Origin of the sequence: uncultured Maribacter sp. (assembly GCF_947495965.1) — a bacterium.
Taxonomy (GTDB): domain Bacteria; phylum Bacteroidota; class Bacteroidia; order Flavobacteriales; family Flavobacteriaceae; genus Maribacter_B.
In genome coordinates this window covers 189,907-210,099 of sequence record NZ_CANMBB010000001.1, presented here as the reverse complement: position 1 = coordinate 210,099, position 20,193 = coordinate 189,907, and the positions used below count along the sequence as shown (strand labels likewise).

The following is a 20,193-nucleotide window of genomic DNA, read 5'->3' as shown; positions in this document are numbered from 1 at the left end:
AGCTAATTACATATATAAGTATGGCATCAAATAAAAAATATTGGAAAAACGAAGCGGAGTTAAATCCTAACGATTCCATTGTTGAAACCTTAAAACAAAATGAATTTGCAGAAGAAATTCCTGTAGATGAGTTTTTGGGTGATAAAGAGAATTTGTCTGAAACAAATACAAATAGAAGGGATTTTCTAAAGTATGTTGGTTTTAGTACAGCGGCAGCATCGTTAGCGGCGTGTGAAGGTCCTGTTGTTAAGTCTATTCCTTATGTAGTGCAGCCAGAAAATATTGTTCCTGGTGTAGCTAATTACTATGCTACTACTATTGCAAACGGATTTGATTTTGCAAATATCTTGGTAAAAACAAGAGAAGGTAGGCCAATTAAGGTTGAAAATAATACCGATGCTAAGGTTGGTGGCTTTGCAAATGCAAGGGTGCAAGCTTCTGTTTTGTCTTTATATGATAGTACAAGATTGCAAGGTCCTTCTAAAGGAGGAGAGGCTGTTGCTTGGGGTGCTTTAGATTCAGAAGTTACTTCTAAAATAAATGGTTTAAAAGATTCTGGGAAGCAGGTTGTGTTTTTGACGCAGTCTTATGCTAGTCCGTCTACTTCTAGATTAATAGAGCAATACAAGGTTACTAATCCAAATATTAACCATGTAGTGTATGATGCTATTTCTCAAGATGCTGCTTTAAATGCATTTGAGAAAAGATATGGTGAAAGGGCTCTAGTAGATTATGATTTTGAAAAAGCAGATATTATAGTTTCTTTCGGTGCTGATTTTATTGGAGATTGGCAAGGTGGAGGATATAATTCTGGTTATTCTAAAGGACGTGTTCCAAAGAATGGAAAAATGTCTAAGCATGTGCAGTTCGAGGCAAATATGTCTTTATCTGGTGCAAATGCGGATAAGAGAGTTCCTTTAACGCCTATGCAGCAAAAAGTTGCTTTAGCAAAACTATATGCTAAGTTATCTGGAACATCTGCAGGTGGAGAAATTCCTGCTTACGCAGAACAGGCTCTGGAGAGTATTGCTTCTGCAATTAAAAAGAATAAAAAAGGATCTGTTGTAGTAACAGGTTTGGATGATGTTAATGCGCAAGCTGTTGTTCTTGCTATTAATGAAATGTTAGAAAGTAGAGCTTATGATGCTCTAGCTCCTAGATATGTTAGACAAGGAAGTGTTAAGGCATTAAATACTTTAATTTCTGATATGAATTCTGGAAAAGTTGGTGTTTTGGTAATGGATGGGGTTAATCCTATGTATTCTTTACCTAATGCGGCTGAGTTTAAATCTGGTTTAGAGAAGGTTTCGTTATCTGTTGCTTTTTCAACAAACTGGAATGAAACTACAGAGTTAACTACATATATAGCTGCTTCAAACCATTATCTGGAGTCTTGGGGTGATGTTGAAATTAAAAAAGGGCATTATGGTTTAATGCAGCCTGCAATAAAAGAATTATTTGATACAAGACAATTTCAGAGTTCTTTATTAAAGTGGATGGGTAGTGATGTTACTTATTATGATTTTATTAAAGAAACTTGGACTTCTACTGTTTTAAACGGCGCTGATTGGAACAAGGCATTGCATGATGGTGTTTTTGTTGTGGATGCAGATATTGAGGCTATTGTTGTGCCTACTGCGGCTGTAGAGGGAGAAGAGCAGGTAGATGTTTTTGGTATAGGTTCAGCGGTTAGGAGTTTGTCTAATGCTACAAGTGGTGGAGATTTTGAATTAACACTATATTCTAAAACAGGAATGGGTGATGGGCAACAAGCTAGTAACCCATGGTTACAAGAATTTCCTGATCCAATTACAAGAGTTTCTTGGGATAATTATGTTACTGTATCTAAGGCAGATGCTGAGGCATTGGGATTAGAAAATCATAATGTTGCTAATGGCGGTATGGATGGTAGCTATGCAAAAGTAACAGTTAATGGTGTTGCTATTGATAGGGTTCCTGTTGTTGTGCAACCGGGTCAGGCTAATAAGTCTATTGGTCTTTCTTTAGGGTATGGTAAAAAAGTAGGATTAAAAGAAGAGATGCAGACAGGAGTTAATGCTTTTGCTTTGTATCAAGGGTTTAGTAATATTCAGTCAGTTTCTATTGAAAAAGTTGCTGGTAATCATGAGTTTGCTTGTGTTCAATTACACAAAACACTTATGGGAAGAGGGGATATTATTAAAGAAACTAGTTTAGAGATATTTAATACTAAAAATCATAAAGAGTGGAATCCTCAGCCAGTGGTGTCGTTAGATCACCAAGAGGTTCCTGCTACATCTGTAGATTTATGGGATAGTTTTGATAGGTCTATTGGGCATCATTTTAATATGTCTATAGATTTAAATGCATGTACTGGATGTGGTGCTTGTGTTATTGCCTGTCATGCAGAAAATAACGTTCCTGTTGTTGGAAAACAAGAAGTTCGTAAATCTAGAGATATGCATTGGTTGCGTATTGATAGGTATTATTCATCAGAAGAAAGTTTTGAAACTGATGATACTAAGAAGGAAGAATTTGATGGTCTTTGGGGAGATAAAGGGTCTCTTGGAGGTTTTGGAGAGTTAGAAGATCCTTCTGCAAATCCGCAAGTTGCTTTTCAGCCTGTAATGTGTCAGCATTGTAACCATGCTCCTTGTGAGACTGTTTGTCCTGTTGCTGCAACATCACATGGTCGTCAAGGTCAAAACCAAATGGCTTATAATAGATGTGTGGGTACAAGATATTGTGCAAACAATTGTCCTTATAAAGTGAGAAGGTTTAACTGGTTCTTGTATAATAACAATGATGAGTTCGATTACCATATGAATAATGACTTAGGTAAGATGGTTCTTAATCCAGACGTTAATGTTAGATCTAGGGGTGTTATAGAAAAATGTTCTATGTGTATTCAAAAAACACAAAAAACTATTCTAGATGCTAAAAGAGATGGACGTGTTATTAAGGATGGAGAATTCCAAACTGCTTGTTCTTTAGCATGTGGAGACGGAGCAATAGTCTTTGGTGATGTTAATGATAAGGAAAGTGAAGTGGCTCATTTAAAAGAGAGTAACCGTATGTATCACTTATTAGAACATGTGGGAACTAAGCCAAACGTATTTTACCATGTACAGGTAAGAAATACAAACGAAGCATAATCAAACAAATAAGAAAGTAACTATAATTAAAGTCTATGGCGTCGCATTACGAAGCACCTATAAGAAAAGCCCTAGTTGTTGGTGATAAAGGTTACCATGATGTAACAGTGGATATTGCTGCTCCTGTAGAGGGAAGAGCTAATAAGCATTGGTGGATTGTTTTTTCCATTGCATTGGTAGCATTCCTTTGGGGATTAGGTTGTATCATTTATACCATATCTACGGGTATCGGAACTTGGGGACTTAATAAGTCTGTAAACTGGGCATGGGATATTACTAACTTTGTTTGGTGGGTAGGTATTGGACATGCAGGAACATTAATTTCTGCGGTACTTTTACTTTTTAGGCAGAAATGGAGAATGGCAATTAACCGTTCTGCAGAAGCAATGACAATATTTTCAGTTGTTCAGGCAGGTTTGTTTCCAATTATACACATGGGTCGTCCATGGTTAGCATATTGGGTATTACCTATACCAAATCAATTTGGTTCTTTGTGGGTAAACTTTAATTCCCCTTTACTTTGGGATGTATTTGCAATTTCTACTTATTTGTCTGTATCCTTAGTATTCTGGTGGACAGGTTTATTACCAGATTTTGCAATGCTTAGAGATAGAGCTATTTTACCTTTTCAAAAGAAAATATATGGTCTATTAAGTTTTGGATGGAGTGGGCGTGCTAAAGATTGGCAACGTTTTGAAGAAGTGTCTTTAGTATTAGCTGGTTTGGCTACTCCTTTAGTACTTTCTGTGCATACAATTGTATCTTTTGATTTTGCTACCTCGGTAATACCAGGATGGCATACAACTATATTTCCTCCATATTTTGTGGCAGGTGCAATTTTCTCTGGATTTGCAATGGTAAACACCTTGTTAATTATTATGAGAAAAGTGTGTCATTTAGAAGCATATATTACAGTACAACATATTGAGCTTATGAACATAGTAATTATGTTAACGGGTTCTATTGTAGGTTGTGCTTATATAACGGAGTTATTTATGGCTTGGTATTCAGGAGTAGAGTATGAGCAATATGCTTTTTTAAATAGAGCTACAGGGCCTTACTGGTGGGCATATTGGTCAATGATGACTTGTAATGTATTTTCTCCTCAGTTTATGTGGTTTAAAAAATTACGTACAAGTATTATGTTCTCTTTCTTTATTTCTATTGTTGTAAACATAGGGATGTGGTTTGAAAGATTTGTAATTATTGTAACATCATTACATAGAGATTATTTACCATCTTCTTGGACAATGTTCTCTCCTACTTTTGTAGATATAGGAATATTCATAGGTACTATTGGGTTCTTCTTTGTATTGTTTTTATTGTATGCTAGAACTTTTCCAGTAATAGCGCAAGCAGAGGTTAAGTCTATTTTAAAATCTTCTGGTGAAAAATATAAAAAGCTTAGAGATGCGGGATTACCAACTTACGAAATCACAACTCCTTTAGTGGGTAATAAAGTTGACAAAGTTGTTGAAGAACAAATTAATGAAGTTATTGAGCCAAACGAAAAAGATGTGTCTGACTTGCTAGGAACATTAGGTTCTTTTAATGCAGATACGGATACTGCCGATGATTTGAAAAAAGTTAAAGGTATTGGTCCAAAAATGGAAGTAACATTAAACCAAATTGGAATATATACTTTTGCTCAAGTTGGTAAAATGACAGAAAAGGAATATAATCTATTAGATTCTATCACAGGTTCATTTCCAGGTAGAGCACAAAGAGATGATTGGGCAGGTCAAGCCAATAAATTAAATTCAAATAAATAAGAATATGGCATCTAAAGTTATACATGCTTATTATAATGATGATGAAGTGCTAATGCATGCAGTCAAAAAAGTTAAGGCAGCTAAACATCATATAGAAGAAGTTTTTTGTCCTTTTCCTGTACACGGTTTGGATAAAGCTATGGGCTTAGAGCCAACTAGATTAGCTATTACAGCTTTTTTATATGGTTGTGTTGGTATATCTGTTGCAACTTTAATGATGAATTATATCATGATTGAAGATTGGCCACAAGATATAGGAGGTAAACCAAGCTTTAGTTATATTGAAAATATGCCAGCTTTTGTACCTATTATGTTTGAACTAACTGTGTTTTTTGCAGCTCACTTAATGGTTATTACTTTTTATTTAAGAAGTAGATTGTGGCCTTTTAAAAAAGCTGAAAACCCAGATGTTAGAACAACAGATGACCTTTTCTTAATGGAGATTGAAATTCACGAAAATGAATCAGAATTAAGAGAGTTGTTAGCAGAGAGTGGAGCTGTAGAAATTAATATATCAGAAAAAAACAGTCATTAAATATGAACAGTTTTAATAAAATAATAGTTGTATTTGGATTAGTTCTTTTAGCAGCATCTTGTGCTGATAAGAGTAAGCCTAATTATCAATATATGCCGAACATGTATGAATCTGTTGGGTATGAAGCTTACGGTGAAGCAGATTTTTTACCTAATGGAATGGAGGCAAAAATGCCTGCAGAAAACACTATTTCTAGAGGATGGATTCCTTATGGCATAGAAAATACACCTGAGGGTAAAGAAATTGCAAGATTAAACCCTAGTCCATTAGATTCGTTACAAAGTGCATCTAATTTAGCAAAAGGTAAAGAGTTATACGGTATATATTGTGCCATTTGCCATGGGCCAAAAGGAAAAGGACAGGGTACTTTAGTGAAGAGAGAAAAAATATTGGGTGTTCCTAGTTATGCAGATGCAGCTAGAAACATAACTGTAGGTACAGCCTATCATACAGTGCAATATGGTTTAAACTCAATGGGTTCGTATGCTTCCCAAATGAATACAGAAGAAATGTGGCAAGTTTCTGAGTATGTAATGGCATTGAAACAAGATTTAATAAAATAATACATAGATAAGAATATGTACACGTTTTCAAACAGATTAAAAATTGCTTCATTTATATTAATGGCAGTTGGACTTATAGGTATCGCAGTAGGATTTATTTCTGCACCATCTACAGTTGAAGAAGCTAAAGCAATAGTTGCAAGTCATGATGCTCATGGAGATAGTCATGCTACAGAATCTCATGGAGCTGTTGATGCTCATAATACACATGAAGCTGTAAATGCACATGGTGCAGGACATAGTTCTTCTCATGATGAGCATTTATTACATCAATTACAAAACAAACCATGGGCAGCATTATATGTTGCAGCATTCTTCTTTATGATGATTGCTTTAGGAGTATTAGCTTTTTATGCTATACAAAGAGCTGCGCAAGCTGGGTGGTCGCCATTATTATTTAGAGTAATGGAAGGTATTACTTCTTACTTAGTACCAGGTGGTATTATTGTGTTTGTAATTTTAGTATTATCTGTTATGCATATGAACCATTTATTTGTTTGGATGGATGCAGATGTTGTAGCTCATGATCACTTACTACAAGGTAAAAAAGGATATTTAAATCCTATATTCTTCTTAATACGTGCAGCTATATTTTTAGCTGGTTGGATATTATATCGTGAGTATTCTAGAAAGTTATCTTTAAAACAAGATGAATCTAATGATGATTCTAACTTTAAATTGAATTTTAGAATTTCTGCAGGATTTTTAGTATTCTATCTTATTTCAGAATCAATTATGTCCTGGGATTGGATTATGAGTGTAGATCCACACTGGTTTAGTACTTTATTTGGGTGGTATGTATTTGCAAGTATGTTTGTTTCTGGTATAACAGTAATTGCATTGGTAACTATATATTTAAAATCTAAAGGCCATTTAGAAGATGTAAATGATAGTCACATTCATGATTTAGCTAAATTCATGTTTGGTATTAGTGTATTCTGGACATACTTATGGTTTTCACAGTTTATGTTAATTTGGTATTCTGATATTCCAGAAGAAGTAACCTATTATGTAACACGTATACAAGATTTTAAATTACCATTTTTTGGTATGATAGTAATGAACTTTTTATTCCCTGTTCTATTATTAATGAACAGTGATTATAAGCGTGTAAATTGGTTTGTTGTAATGGCAGGTGTTGTAATTCTTGCAGGACATTATTTAGATATATTTAATATGATTATGCCTTCTACAGTTGGTGACCAGTGGTTCATTGGAATACCTGAAATAGGAGCTGTATTATTTTTTGCAGGTTTATTTATATTCTGGGTATTTAGAGCTTTAAGTAATGCACCATTACAGCCAAAACGAAATCCTTTTATAGAGGAAAGTAGACATTTTCATTATTAATAAGTAAGGTATAATATTAAATCATACAATGACTACATTATTAACTTTAGTTGTATTAGTTCTAGTGGCAATTGCAATATCGCAAATGACCAAGATGTTCGAACTCTCACAACTCACTACGGAGAATTCTCAAATTGCAAATGATCAGGATAATAAAATCAATGGTTATTTATTATTTGCTTTTTTAATATTTATTTATGGTATTACCATTTTTAGTTTTTGGAAATACACTAAAGTATTATTACCAACTGCTGCTTCTGCGCATGGTGCGGAATATGATTATTTAATGTTGGTATCTTTTATCATCATATTTATAGTACAAACGTTAACACAAGCGTTATTACATTACTTTGGTTATAAGTATAGTGGAAAAAAAGGGAATAAAGCTTTATTCTATGCGGATAATGATAAGTTAGAGTTTATATGGACCATTATTCCTGTAATTGTTTTAGCAGGTTTAATTCTTTGGGGACTTTACACTTGGACTGAAATCATGGATGTAAATGATGAAGATGATCCTATTATTGTTGAATTATATGCGCAACAATTTAATTGGACCGCAAGATATGCAGGTGATGATAATGTACTTGGTGGTGCTAATGTAAGAATGATTGATATTGATAATGCTAATATATTAGGATTGGATCCTGCGGATAGTTATGCTGCAGATGATATTATTGTTAAAGAATTACACTTACCAGTTGGTAGAAAAGTGAATTTTAAAATGCGTTCACAAGATGTCTTGCATTCGGCTTATATGCCACATTTTAGAGCACAAATGAATTGTGTTCCTGGAATGATAACTGAATTTTCTTTTACTCCTATAACAACAACTGCTGAGATGCGATTAGATCCTGATGTAGTAGATAAGGTTAAAAGAACAAATGCTATAAGAGCTAAAAAAGCTTCTTTAGGCGAAGATAATTCTGATCCATGGGAGTTTGATTATATTTTACTTTGTAATAAGATTTGTGGAAAATCGCATTACAATATGCAAATGAAAATTATAGTGGAAACAGAAGAAGAATACAATAAATGGATAAAAGAACAAAAGACTTTTAAGCCATCTATAGCTTCTGTAAACTAATTACAAGTAAAATAATAAATTAACAAAAAAAATAAAGTTCGATTATGTCAGCAACAGCACATGCACAAGTAGATGGTCACGAAGAGGATCATGGACATCATCATCACAAAGAAACCTTTGTAACAAAATATATATTTAGTACAGATCATAAAATGATTTCTAAGCAGTATTTAATTACTGGTTTAATCATGGGAACTATTGGTATTGCAATGTCTATTTTATTTAGAATGCAAATTGCTTGGCCAGGAGAATCTTTCCCAATATTTGAAGCTGTGTTAGGAAAATGGGCTCCAGGTGGTGTAATGGATGCAGATATATATTTAGCATTAGTTACCATACATGGTACAATAATGGTATTCTTTGTACTTACCGCTGGTTTAAGTGGTACGTTTAGTAACTTACTTATTCCTTTGCAAATTGGAGCAAGAGATATGGCATCTGGTTTTCTAAATATGGTGTCTTACTGGTTATTCTTTTTATCTAGTGTAATAATGGTTTGCTCTTTATTTGTTGAGGCAGGCCCTGCAGCAGCTGGATGGACAATTTACCCGCCTTTGAGTGCATTACCAATGGCGCAACCAGGTTCTGGTATGGGTATGACGTTATGGTTGGTTTCTATGGCTATATTTATTGCGTCTTCTTTACTTGGATCATTAAACTATATAGTTACAGTTATTAACTTACGTACAAAAGGTATGTCAATGACAAGATTGCCATTAACAATATGGGCATTCTTTGTAACCGCTATTATCGGTGTTATTTCATTCCCAGTTCTTTTATCAGCAGCATTATTACTTATAATGGATAGAAGTTTTGGAACATCATTTTTCTTATCAGATATTTTTATTCAAGGAGAAGTTTTACATTACCAAGGAGGTTCACCTGTTTTATATGAGCACTTATTTTGGTTCTTAGGACACCCAGAAGTATATATTGTATTATTGCCTGCATTGGGTATTACATCAGAAGTAATGTCTACAAATGCTCGTAAACCAATTTTTGGATATAGAGCTATGATTGCATCTATTATAGCAATTGCATTCTTGTCTACAATAGTTTGGGGACACCATATGTTTATTTCTGGAATGAATCCATTCTTAGGATCTGTATTTACTTTTACAACATTATTAATTGCAATACCATCCGCGGTAAAAGCATTTAACTATATAACTACACTTTGGAAAGGTAATTTACAGTTAAACCCTGGGATGTTATTTTCTATAGGATTAGTTTCTACTTTTATAACAGGAGGTTTAACAGGTATTGTATTAGGAGATAGCACATTAGATATTAATGTTCATGATACCTATTTTGTGGTAGCACACTTTCACTTAGTAATGGGTATATCTGCTTTATATGGTTTATTTGCTGGAGTTTATCACTGGTTCCCTAAAATGTTTGAGGGGAAGATGATGAACAAAAACTTAGGATATGTACACTTTTGGATAACAGCAGTTTGTGCTTATGGTGTATTCTTTCCAATGCATTTTGTTGGTATGGCAGGGGTTCCTAGAAGATATTATCAGAATACAGCATTCCCAATGTTTGATGAGTTAACAGATGTGCAAGTATTAATGACTGTATTTGCTATAATTGCTGCAGGAGCGCAATTAATATTCTTATACAATTTTGTTAATAGTATCTTTAATGGTAAAAAAGGTTCATTAAACCCATGGAGTTCTAATACATTAGAATGGACTACACCACACGAACATTTTCATGGAAACTGGCATGGTCCAATTCCAGAAGTTCATCGTTGGGCATATGATTATAGTAAGGTAGATGCAAATGGGGAATATATTATACCTGGACAAGATTTTGTTCCGCAAACAGTTCCTTTGCAACCAGATGAAGAAGAAATGCATCACTAATTAGTTGTGTATTAAAATATAGTAAAGCCTAACTTTTATAGTTAGGCTTTTTTTTGTTGTAATTTGAAAAGTATATGGTTTTTTTATAATATATTACAGTAACCATTAACGTTTAAATTTATTTACAATGAAAAAAATATTAATTGTCACCTTATTGTTTTTTTGCGCCTATAGCTATGCGCAACGTAAACCTAAAATTAAAGGAAATAAGAATGTAATTGATGTTGCTCAAGAGTTACCCTCGTTTTCTAAAATTGAATTAAATGACGACTTAGATATTACTTTAAAAAGAGGAGATGTTGAAGGGTATGCTATTACAGCAGATGATAATTTAATAGACGTTTTAAAATTACGAGTAGTAAATGGAACACTTAAAATTAGTTCTTTCTATAAAATTACACGGAAAAAGAAATTAGATATTGTTGTAAGCTATGTAGATCTAAATACTATTGTTATGAGGACTGGAAGAATACGAATGAAGGATATAGTTGAGTCGGAAGAACTTTATGTAAACACATTTGAAGACTCTAAATTAGAATTAAATGCACAATCTCCTTACGTGGATATTAATATGGAAGGTAATAGTTCTGGTAATTTTAATATAGATAGTGATTCTTTACAAATAAATTTAAAAGACCGTATAGATGTTTCTATATACTCTACAAGTTCTACGAATTCAATTTTTATGACAGATACATCTTCTGCTAAAATGGATGGTACTACAGATGTATTAAATGTAAAACTTATAGGTTCTGCTAATTTAAAAGCAGAAAGACTCCAGGCAAGTACTGTTTCAGTTACTTTATCTGAATCTCCTAGTGCTAGAGTTTACGCGTCAGATGCAATAGAGTTGTCTTCATCAGGATCTTCTAAGACTTATTTTTATGGAGATGGTAAAATGGTTTTATTAGATTTTTTAGACACATCTGAATTACATAAAAAAAATAATTAATTTTTATACAATAATCTAGTTGCAACTGCTCCTATTTTATTTACTAATCGGAGCAGTTAAACAATACTCTGGTATTCCAAAACCATCTATAAGGGCATTTATGTGTGGTCTTAGTTCTGTGCTAAGCCTTTCTACGCGTTGCCTTATTGCCTTAGATTTTGTAGCCCCTATATAACCTTGTTCTAAATACCAACTGGCATCAATTCTTATTTCATGTAACGCATATAAAACACCTAGTTTTTTAAATAGGTAGGCGTATTTTTCATTTTTAATTTCAGTAATAGAATTATAATAAGATTCGTATGCTATTGCTATACTATATGCTTTTCCTAAACTTATTAAATGTGTTTGTACTTTTAAAAAAGCTTGATATGATGGAATCCCTTTTTTTATGTACCCCTGTATACGTTTGGCAATAGAATATGTTAATCTTCTAGTTCTATAGTTAAGAGCGTTTTTATGAAATTCTGGATCATATAAATGGTCTTTATCTACTTTGTTTGTATAAATAGGGTTGGCAGTTGTAACGGAATCATTTATCTGGTTGCTTAATAGTTTTAATACAGATAAAAAACCTGCGCTATTAAATTCTGCCTTAAAATCCGATAGTACACCTTTTGCTGCTAATTGTAGTAAAACAGTGTTATCTCCTTCAAAAGTTGTAAAAATGTCTACATCATTCTTTAAATCGGCTATTCTGTTCTCTATTAAATATCCTTTCCCTCCGCAAGCTTCTCTACATTCTTGGATAGTAGAATTTGCATACCATGTTATAATCGATTTTAAACCTGCGGCCTGTGTTTCTACTTTTCTTTTGTCTGAGGTTTCATTGCAATAGTCATACATCATTTTGTCTAAAGTAAAATGATAAACATATGCTTTTGCCACTAATGGGATTAATCGTAATTGGTGTGATGGATAATCCATTAGCAAATCTTCTTGCATTTTTTTATTGTCATTAAACTGCCTTCTTTGTAGCGCATGTTTTATAGCAATTGTTAAAGCCATTTTAGCACCACCTAAGCCAGCTCTGGCAACACAAATTCTTCCGCCAACAAGGGTCCCAAGCATGGTAAAAAATCTTTTATTAGGATTTTTAATGTTAGAATAATAAGAGCCATCATTTGTGATGGATCCATATTTATCTAATAAATTATCTTTTGGTACCGCGACTTGATTAAACCATATTTTGCCATTGTCTACACCATTAAGTCCTAATTTATATCCGTTATCAACAACATTTATTCCAGGTAGTAAGTTGTGGTTTTTATCTCTAAGAGGAACAAGAATTGCATGCACACCTTCATTTTTTCCATTCACAATGAGTTGCGCAAAAACAGAAGCCATTTTAGAATCTAATGCATTGCCAATATATTCTTTGTTGTCAATTTTACCTGGGGTGTGTATGATTATCTGGTTTGTTTTCTTATCATACGTAGCTGTTGTTTTTACACCTCTTACATTGGATCCGTGCCCTGTTTCTGTCATTGCAAAACAACCTAATAAAGATGCTTCTCCTGTATTTTTTAAATATAAATCATGATGCTTTTTTGTGCCTAGTTTTTGAATACTTCCGCCAAACAACCCAAATTGAACACCAAACTTAATAGCCATGCTACCATCTACATACATCATATGCTCAAAAATTGCAGCGTAACCTTCCATGTCTTCCGTTCCATTATAAGCTGTAGGGTACGCCATTGCTCCATAACCTTTGTTTGCAAGATGTTTTACTTGCTCTAATACTTTTTTTCTGTGAGCGCTTTTATCGCGAATAGTTTCCCAATGAAATATAGTAGCAGATAAATCTTCCCTAAAAGTATCTACTACTTTGGCTTGTTTGCCTTTTAAAATAGAATCTATAATTGTATTGTCATATTCTTTAGATACATTGTTAGTACTTATTTTAACCTCAAATAAATGATTATAGTGGTTAGGTTGCATGCCTAGGTTAAGTTCAATTTTCTTTAGACTTTCGTTAAAAGTACTTTCGGAAAAATAGGATGCAGTTATTTTTTGACTATAAAAAGTTAATGGATAAGACTCACTTTCTATTAATTTAATTTTAGAGGCGTCAATAATTTGCTTCCAAATTTTAACCTCTTTGTCTTTAAGAGAGGTTTCATTTTTTAACCAAGAAAGCAGTAGTTCTTTATCTAGATTTTCTAAAGTACTATCTTCCTCTAATGCATGTTTTACAACATTAATTTCAGAAGCAGATAATAAATCATCCGCCCAAATAATATAAAAAAAAGGAAGGTATTGTGTTACGCCTTTAGAGTATTGTAAATTTTTCATGAAATGAATTTACGATAATAATTAGATACTTTTTTTGCTTGTTAAAAAAAATATGAAGTTATAGTACTTGTTAATTCTATTAAACTAATAGCGCTTGATTTTTGCTATCTTTGTTTACTATGAATGAAAATTTAGATCCAACTACTGGTAATTTTTCTTCGGAAGAGTTTGATATAGAAAGAGCCTTAAGGCCGGTTACTTTTAATGATTTTACAGGCCAGGAACAGGTTCTGGAAAATCTAAAGATTTTTGTAGAAGCGGCTAACCAAAGAGGAGAGGCATTGGATCATACTTTATTTCATGGACCTCCAGGATTAGGAAAAACAACTTTAGCTCATATTTTAGCAAATGAACTTGGTGTAGGTATAAAAATTACATCGGGTCCTGTGTTAGATAAGCCAGGAGATTTAGCAGGTTTGTTAACAAACTTAGAAGAGCGAGATGTATTGTTTATTGATGAAATTCATAGGCTTAGCCCAATTGTAGAAGAATATTTGTATTCTGCAATGGAAGATTATAAGATTGATATTATGATTGAAACTGGGCCAAATGCGCGAACAGTGCAAATAAATTTAAACCCGTTTACACTAATAGGAGCCACAACAAGGTCTGGTTTACTTACAGCTCCTATGCGAGCTCGTTTTGGAATTCAAAGTAGGCTGCAATATTATTCTACAGAATTATTATCTACCATCGTAGAACGAAGCTCAGAAATTTTAAATGTACCAATAACTAATGAAGCAGCTATAGAAATTGCTGGCAGAAGTAGGGGTACACCAAGAATATGTAATTCCCTTTTAAGAAGAGTTAGAGATTTTGCTCAAATTAAAGGTAATGGTAGTATAGATATTGATATTTCTAAGTTTAGTCTAAAAGCATTAAATGTTGATGCACATGGGTTAGATGAAATGGATAATAAAATACTAACCACCATTATAGATAAATTTAAAGGTGGTCCGGTAGGAATATCTACTATTGCAACGGCAGTATCTGAAAGCCCAGAAACTATAGAGGAAGTGTATGAGCCCTTTTTAATTCAGCAGGGTTTTATAATGCGTACTCCAAGAGGAAGAGAAGTTACCGAGCAAGCGTATAAGCATTTAGGTAGAATAAAAGGAAATATTCAAGGAGGATTGTTTTAGAAATTAGGAATAGCACTTTTGATAAATATAAAAGAAAAGCATAGTGCATTAATAAAGGAAGAAGCTAAGCGTCTTGGTTTTCTTTCTTGCGGAATATCTAAAGCAGATTTTTTAGAGGAAGAAGCTCCAAGACTAGAAAAATGGTTGCAAGAGAATAGACATGGACAAATGCAGTACATGGAAAACCATTTTGATAAGCGGTTAGATCCACGTTTATTAGTAGAAGGTTCCAAATCTGTAGTGTCTTTGCTGCTTAATTACTATCCAGAAGAACAGCAAAATAAAGATGCTTATAAACTCTCTAAATACGCTTATGGTAATGATTACCATCATGTAATAAAATCTAAACTCAAAGAACTTCAGAATTTTATAAGCACAGAAATTGGAGAAGTTGGTGGTAGAGCTTTTGTAGATTCTGCTCCAGTTTTAGATAAAGCATGGGCGGCAAAAAGCGGTTTAGGGTGGATTGGGAAACACAGTAATTTATTAACCCAGCAAGTAGGTTCTTTTTATTTTATTGCAGAACTTATTTTAGATATAGATTTGGCTTACGATGCTAAAGTAACCGATCATTGCGGTACTTGTACAGCATGTATAGATGCTTGTCCAACACAAGCAATAGTAGAACCCTATAAAGTAGATGGTAGTAAATGTATTTCCTATTTAACTATAGAATTAAAAAACGAAATACCATCAGAATTTCAAAATAAAATGGATAATTGGATGTTTGGGTGCGATGTTTGCCAAGATGTTTGCCCTTGGAATAGATTCTCAAAACCGCATTCAGAGCCATTGTTTAATCCGCATCCAGATTTGTTAAGTATGAATAAAAAAGACTGGGAAGAAGTTACTGAAGAAGTTTTTAAAAAAGTATTTCAAAAATCGGCTGTGAAAAGAACTAAATTTTCTGGTTTAGCCAGAAATATTAAATTTTTAAAATAAAATTTCTTTTATTGATTTTAGATAAATTAAGCTTTTATATTTCTATTAAATGATGCTTTTTATTAAACAATACATTATTTTTAAAGCTGTTTCTTAATATCAAAACTAGCATTCTACAATGAAAAAAAAGCATTTTAATTTTTCTTTAAAATTCATTTTAGCTTTAATTATGCTGTTTTCTTTGTCTTGTAGTAATTCAGAAGAAAAAAAACAGATAATAGGTTTTTCTCAAACAGGTATTAATGATGAATGGCGAAAGTCTATGAATCAAGCAATGAAAATTCAAGCTGCTTTTTATCCTGAGTTTGAACTAAAGATTTTAGAAGGGCAAGATGATATTAATGACCAAATTAAAGATATTGAAACATTAATAGCTGAAAATGTAGATGTTTTAATAGTATCACCTGTACAAGCAGCTCCAATAACTCCTATTGTTGACAAAGCTTTTAAAAAAGGAATTCCAGTTTTAATAGTTGATAGAAAAATTAATGGAGAAAACTATACGGCTTATTTAGGTGCGGATAATTATCAGGTTGGTACAAATGCAGCAAACTATTTAGCATCCTTGTCGACAGAATCTAAAAAAATTATAGAGATTAAAGGATTACTTGGTTCCTCTCCAGCGTCAGAACGCAGTTCTGGGTTTAATAACGTTATTGGTAATATACCTAATTTAAATGTAATAAATAGAATTCAAGGGAATTGGGAAAGTTATTCAATAAAAGATAGCCTGTCTAAATTTTTAGATACTAATAAGAATGTTGATTACGTTTTTGCCCATAATGATAGAATGGCACTAGGTGCATGGGAAGTTTTAAAAGAAAAAGGACTTGAGAAAAACATCAAAATAATTGGTGTAGATGGTTTAAATGGTCCAAATGGTGGCATTAAACATGTTCAAGACAAAATGTTTATGGCTACTATTTTGTATCCTACTGGTGGAGAGGAAGCTATTAAGCTAGCTGTGAAAATACTAAATGGAGAAATAGTAGCTAAAAAAAACATCTTAGGTACTACGGTTATAGATTCTAGAAATGCTGATATTTTAAAGAATCAGTTCGATAAAATTACCCAACAACAAAATGATATTGAAAAACAACAAGATAAAATTCAATTACAAGAAAAAATATATTTTACCCAAAGTAACAGATTAAAAATTCTTTTGGGCTTGTTAATAACAAGTTTACTTTTAGCTGCTTATAGTATTTACTCTGCGTATAGTATTAGAAAGAAAAAACGTGAGTTAGAAATCCGTAATAATAAAATAACTATTCAACGTAATCAAATCAAGAAATTTGCAGAGGAGGTTAAAATAAGTAATGATGCCAAAGTGAATTTTTTTACAGGGCTTTCTCATGAATTTAAAACGCCAATAACACTTATTTTATCATCAATTGAATCGTTAAGTGAGAGTAATAGTATTAAAGATAATAAGCTTTTAAGAGAAGTTGGTTTAATTTATAATAACTCCAAGCGCTTGCTAAGGTTAATAAATCAATTATTAGATTTTAGAAAAATTGAAGACCGAAAATTTATTTTAAAAGCTTCTGAGACTAATCTATATGAGTTTTCAACTGGAATTTTCAAAGATTTTGAACGGGAAGCGCAAAAGCGAAATATAGATTTTTCAATTAAGACTAACGATAAAAGTTTAAAAATATTTATTGACAGAAATTTAATGGATAAGGTTTATTTTAATTTATTATCTAACGCTTTTAAATTTACACCTGATAATGGAAGCATACATATTAATATTGTAAATGAGACTAACAGTAACTTTTTAAAAATTCATTTTAAAGACAGTGGTATAGGTATTCCTAAAAAAGATTTGGAAAGTATTTTTCAGGCATTTTTTCAAGCATCAAATAATAATAAGGCAAGTTCAGGTATTGGTTTACATTTATCAAAAGAATTTGTTGAGATGCATAAAGGAACTATTGATGTATCTAGTAAGCATGGCACAGAATTTACATTAAAGCTTTACAAAGGAAATGCGCATTTAAGTTCGGATGAGATTGTCTATGAACCAGATTTGGTAGATAACTCTATACTAAACTTTAATTTAGATTTTGAAGAAAATGAGTTTGTAGAAATAGCTGATGGGGATAATAAGGAGCGTTATTCAATACTTATAATTGAAGATAATTCTGATTTAATTAAATATTTAAGAAATAAATTAATTAGTGAATATGATGTTTATTTATCCGATGGATCTGACGGTATTGAAAAAGCTTTTGAAATAGTACCAGATATTATTATTTGTGATATTAATTTATCTGATAAAACGGGTTTTGAAATATGTGAAGTTTTAAAGAAAGATTTAAGAGCATCGCATATTCCTGTAATAATGCTTACTGCATTAAATAATAAAGAGTCTTATATAAAAGGTTTAGAATCTGGTGCTGATTTATACCTTACCAAGCCATTTAGCTTTGCTGTTCTTAATCAGTCTGTTAGGACATTGATTTATAACCGAGAAAAACTTCGATATTATTTTATAAATAACATTCACAAAATAAATACAAACCAAAGTTTTGGCTCTATTGAACAGGATTTTTTGTCTAAAATAAATGAAATAATAACTGATAATTTAGATAATTCTAAATTTTCAGTTGAAAACTTGGCAGGTGCTTTAAACATTTCTAGAGTACAGTTATATCGGAAAACCAAAGCTATTATAGGCGTAACTATTAGTGATTATATCCAAAACATGCGCTTAGAAAAAGCAAAAAACCTTTTACAAGAAACCCAATTAACGATTTCTGAGATTGCATATGCTACAGGTTTTTCTTCTCCAAATTATTTCTCCACCAGCTTTAAAAATAAGTTTGGTAAATCTCCTAAGGAATATAGAGGTTCTTAATTCTATTATTACTCCGTATTTAATTCTTTTTTTATTAAAAAAAGTACGTTTATTTTTAGTATTTCAACATTTGTTTGCTTTAAATAAATGAAAATAACAAAATTACCACCTATTTTTTGTCAAATTGACATTTTAAATAATAAAAAGAAGTAACATTTTTGAAATAATAATGTAACAATTTTAGAACTTTAATATTTGTGTAAAATAATTAATATCTGTAATTAATTGAATATCAATTAATTATGTGTAATTAAGAAAAACGTGAGCAATTTTATAATGTATTGATACAAATGTAAAAAGGTCAAACAGCCTTTCTGCATAATTTGCAATCAGTTAATTACCAATTTTAAATATACACATGAATAATAAGATATTAATTTGGTCTATTACAGCTGCTTTGGCTGGTTTCCTTTTTGGCTTTGATACCGTAGTTATTTCGGGTGCTGAAAAGAAACTACAATTATTGTGGGGCTCGTCAGATATGTTCCATGGTGCAGTAGTTATAGGTATGGCATTGTGGGGAACTGTTGTTGGAGCTTTTTTTGGTGGTATACCTACCAATAAATTAGGACGTAAAACAACTTTAGTTTGGATTGGAGCCCTATATACAATTTCGGCTGTTGGTTCTGCTCTTGCTAATGATCCTATTACCTTCGCTTTTTTTAGATTTATTGGAGGCTTGGGAGTTGGGGCATCAACTATAGCGGCACCAGCATACATTTCAGAAATTGCTCCAGCAAAAGATAGAGGTAAATTAGTAGGTCTTTATCAATTTAATATTGTATTCGGTATTCTTATCGCTTTTTTATCTAATTACTTACTTAATAATATAGGAGAAACAGCCTGGAGATGGATGGTGGGTATTGAAGCAATTCCAGCAGCAATATATACACTTTTTGTACTAACCGTTCCAAAAAGCCCAAGGTGGTTGTTAACTAAGTTTAGAAATAGTGAGGCCGTTAGTGTTCTAAAAATTATTAATCCAAATCAAGATCCAGAGAAATTGATGATGGAGATTAAGGACGAAATGGATAATACAGTTCCTAATGAAAATATATTTTTAAAAAAATATAGATATCCTTTAATACTAGCATTTCTTATTGCGTTTTTCAATCAATTTTCTGGTATTAACGCATTACTTTATTACGCTCCTAGAATTTTAGCTGAGGCAGGGCTTGAGGAAAGTTCTGCACTGTTAAGTAGTATTGGTGTGGGGGTAACAAACTTGCTTTTTACACTTTTGGGTATTTTTCTTATTGACAGGTTGGGTAGAAAGCAACTTATGTATATATGCTCCTGTGGATATGTTATATCCCTATCATTAGTATCTGCGGCATTTTTTTTAAATTGGGAAGGCAGTTTTATGCCATTCTTTTTATTCCTCTTTATAGCTGCACATGCTATTGGACAAGGTACTGTAATTTGGGTATTTATTTCAGAAATTTTCCCTAATCATTTAAGAGGCTCTGGACAATCATTTGGTAGTTCGGTACATTGGGTGCTAGCTGCTGTAGTGCCTTCTCTAGTGCCTGTGTTGTTTTCAACTATAGGAGCTGGTATGGTATTTCTCATTTTTGCAATAATGATGGTATTTCAATTACTATTTGTTGCCTTTATGATGCCAGAAACTAAAGGAGTATCTCTAGAAGAATTAAGCAAAAAACTAATTAAATAAAATAAACAA

13 protein-coding genes are annotated in these 20,193 nt (G+C 32.3%); 12 read left to right on the top strand and 1 reads right to left on the bottom strand.

Annotated features, from left to right (window positions below):
- Positions 1–20: 20 nt before the first annotated feature.
- The 8 genes from Q0820_RS00940 to Q0820_RS00905 all read left to right on the top strand — a co-directional run bounded on the left by Q0820_RS00940 (position 21) and on the right by Q0820_RS00905 (position 11,264).
- Complete coding sequence (locus Q0820_RS00940) at positions 21–3,134, top strand: TAT-variant-translocated molybdopterin oxidoreductase (protein ID WP_298484331.1); 3,114 nt, start codon at positions 21–23, stop codon at positions 3,132–3,134.
- A gap of 35 nt (positions 3,135–3,169) precedes the next feature.
- Entirely contained in the window at positions 3,170–4,906 is a 1,737-nt protein-coding gene (gene nrfD / locus Q0820_RS00935; protein WP_298484330.1) for an NrfD/PsrC family molybdoenzyme membrane anchor subunit, read from the top strand.
- Between the two features lie 4 nt (positions 4,907–4,910).
- Positions 4,911–5,441: a DUF3341 domain-containing protein gene (locus tag Q0820_RS00930; RefSeq protein ID WP_298484329.1), complete on the top strand. Its 531-nt coding sequence runs from the start codon at positions 4,911–4,913 to the stop codon at positions 5,439–5,441.
- 2 nt (positions 5,442–5,443) lie between these two features.
- On the top strand, positions 5,444–6,004 hold the full coding sequence (locus tag Q0820_RS00925) for a cytochrome c (protein WP_298484328.1): 561 nt from the start codon (positions 5,444–5,446) through the stop codon (positions 6,002–6,004).
- A 15-nt stretch (positions 6,005–6,019) separates the two neighbouring features.
- Complete coding sequence (locus Q0820_RS00920; protein WP_298484327.1) at positions 6,020–7,354, top strand: quinol:cytochrome C oxidoreductase; 1,335 nt, start codon at positions 6,020–6,022, stop codon at positions 7,352–7,354.
- Positions 7,355–7,382: 28 nt separating this feature from the next.
- Positions 7,383–8,441, top strand: a complete 1,059-nt coding sequence (locus tag Q0820_RS00915) for a cytochrome c oxidase subunit II (protein ID WP_298484326.1) — start codon at positions 7,383–7,385, stop codon at positions 8,439–8,441.
- Between the two features lie 44 nt (positions 8,442–8,485).
- Positions 8,486–10,312, top strand: a complete 1,827-nt coding sequence (locus Q0820_RS00910; RefSeq protein WP_121063077.1) for a cbb3-type cytochrome c oxidase subunit I — start codon at positions 8,486–8,488, stop codon at positions 10,310–10,312.
- 127 nt (positions 10,313–10,439) lie between these two features.
- On the top strand, positions 10,440–11,264 hold the full coding sequence (locus Q0820_RS00905; RefSeq protein WP_298484325.1) for a DUF2807 domain-containing protein: 825 nt from the start codon (positions 10,440–10,442) through the stop codon (positions 11,262–11,264).
- A 36-nt stretch (positions 11,265–11,300) separates the two neighbouring features.
- Here Q0820_RS00905 and Q0820_RS00900 read toward each other — a convergent pair whose 3' ends face one another.
- Complete coding sequence (locus Q0820_RS00900) at positions 11,301–13,562, bottom strand: acyl-CoA dehydrogenase (RefSeq protein WP_298484324.1); 2,262 nt, start codon at positions 13,560–13,562, stop codon at positions 11,301–11,303.
- Between the two features lie 119 nt (positions 13,563–13,681).
- On the opposite strand from Q0820_RS00900, the gene ruvB reads away from it, so the two are divergent.
- The 4 genes from ruvB to Q0820_RS00880 all read left to right on the top strand — a co-directional run bounded on the left by ruvB (position 13,682) and on the right by Q0820_RS00880 (position 20,184).
- Complete coding sequence (gene ruvB, locus Q0820_RS00895) at positions 13,682–14,704, top strand: Holliday junction branch migration DNA helicase RuvB (protein ID WP_298484323.1); 1,023 nt, start codon at positions 13,682–13,684, stop codon at positions 14,702–14,704.
- Positions 14,705–14,725: 21 nt separating this feature from the next.
- Entirely contained in the window at positions 14,726–15,646 is a 921-nt protein-coding gene (gene queG / locus Q0820_RS00890; protein ID WP_298485436.1) for a tRNA epoxyqueuosine(34) reductase QueG, read from the top strand.
- Positions 15,647–15,764: 118 nt separating this feature from the next.
- Positions 15,765–18,509: a substrate-binding domain-containing protein gene (locus Q0820_RS00885; protein WP_298484322.1), complete on the top strand. Its 2,745-nt coding sequence runs from the start codon at positions 15,765–15,767 to the stop codon at positions 18,507–18,509.
- A 358-nt stretch (positions 18,510–18,867) separates the two neighbouring features.
- A complete protein-coding gene (locus tag Q0820_RS00880) occupies positions 18,868–20,184 on the top strand; it encodes a sugar porter family MFS transporter (protein WP_298484321.1) in 1,317 nt (438 codons plus the stop codon).
- Positions 20,185–20,193 lie beyond the last annotated feature (9 nt).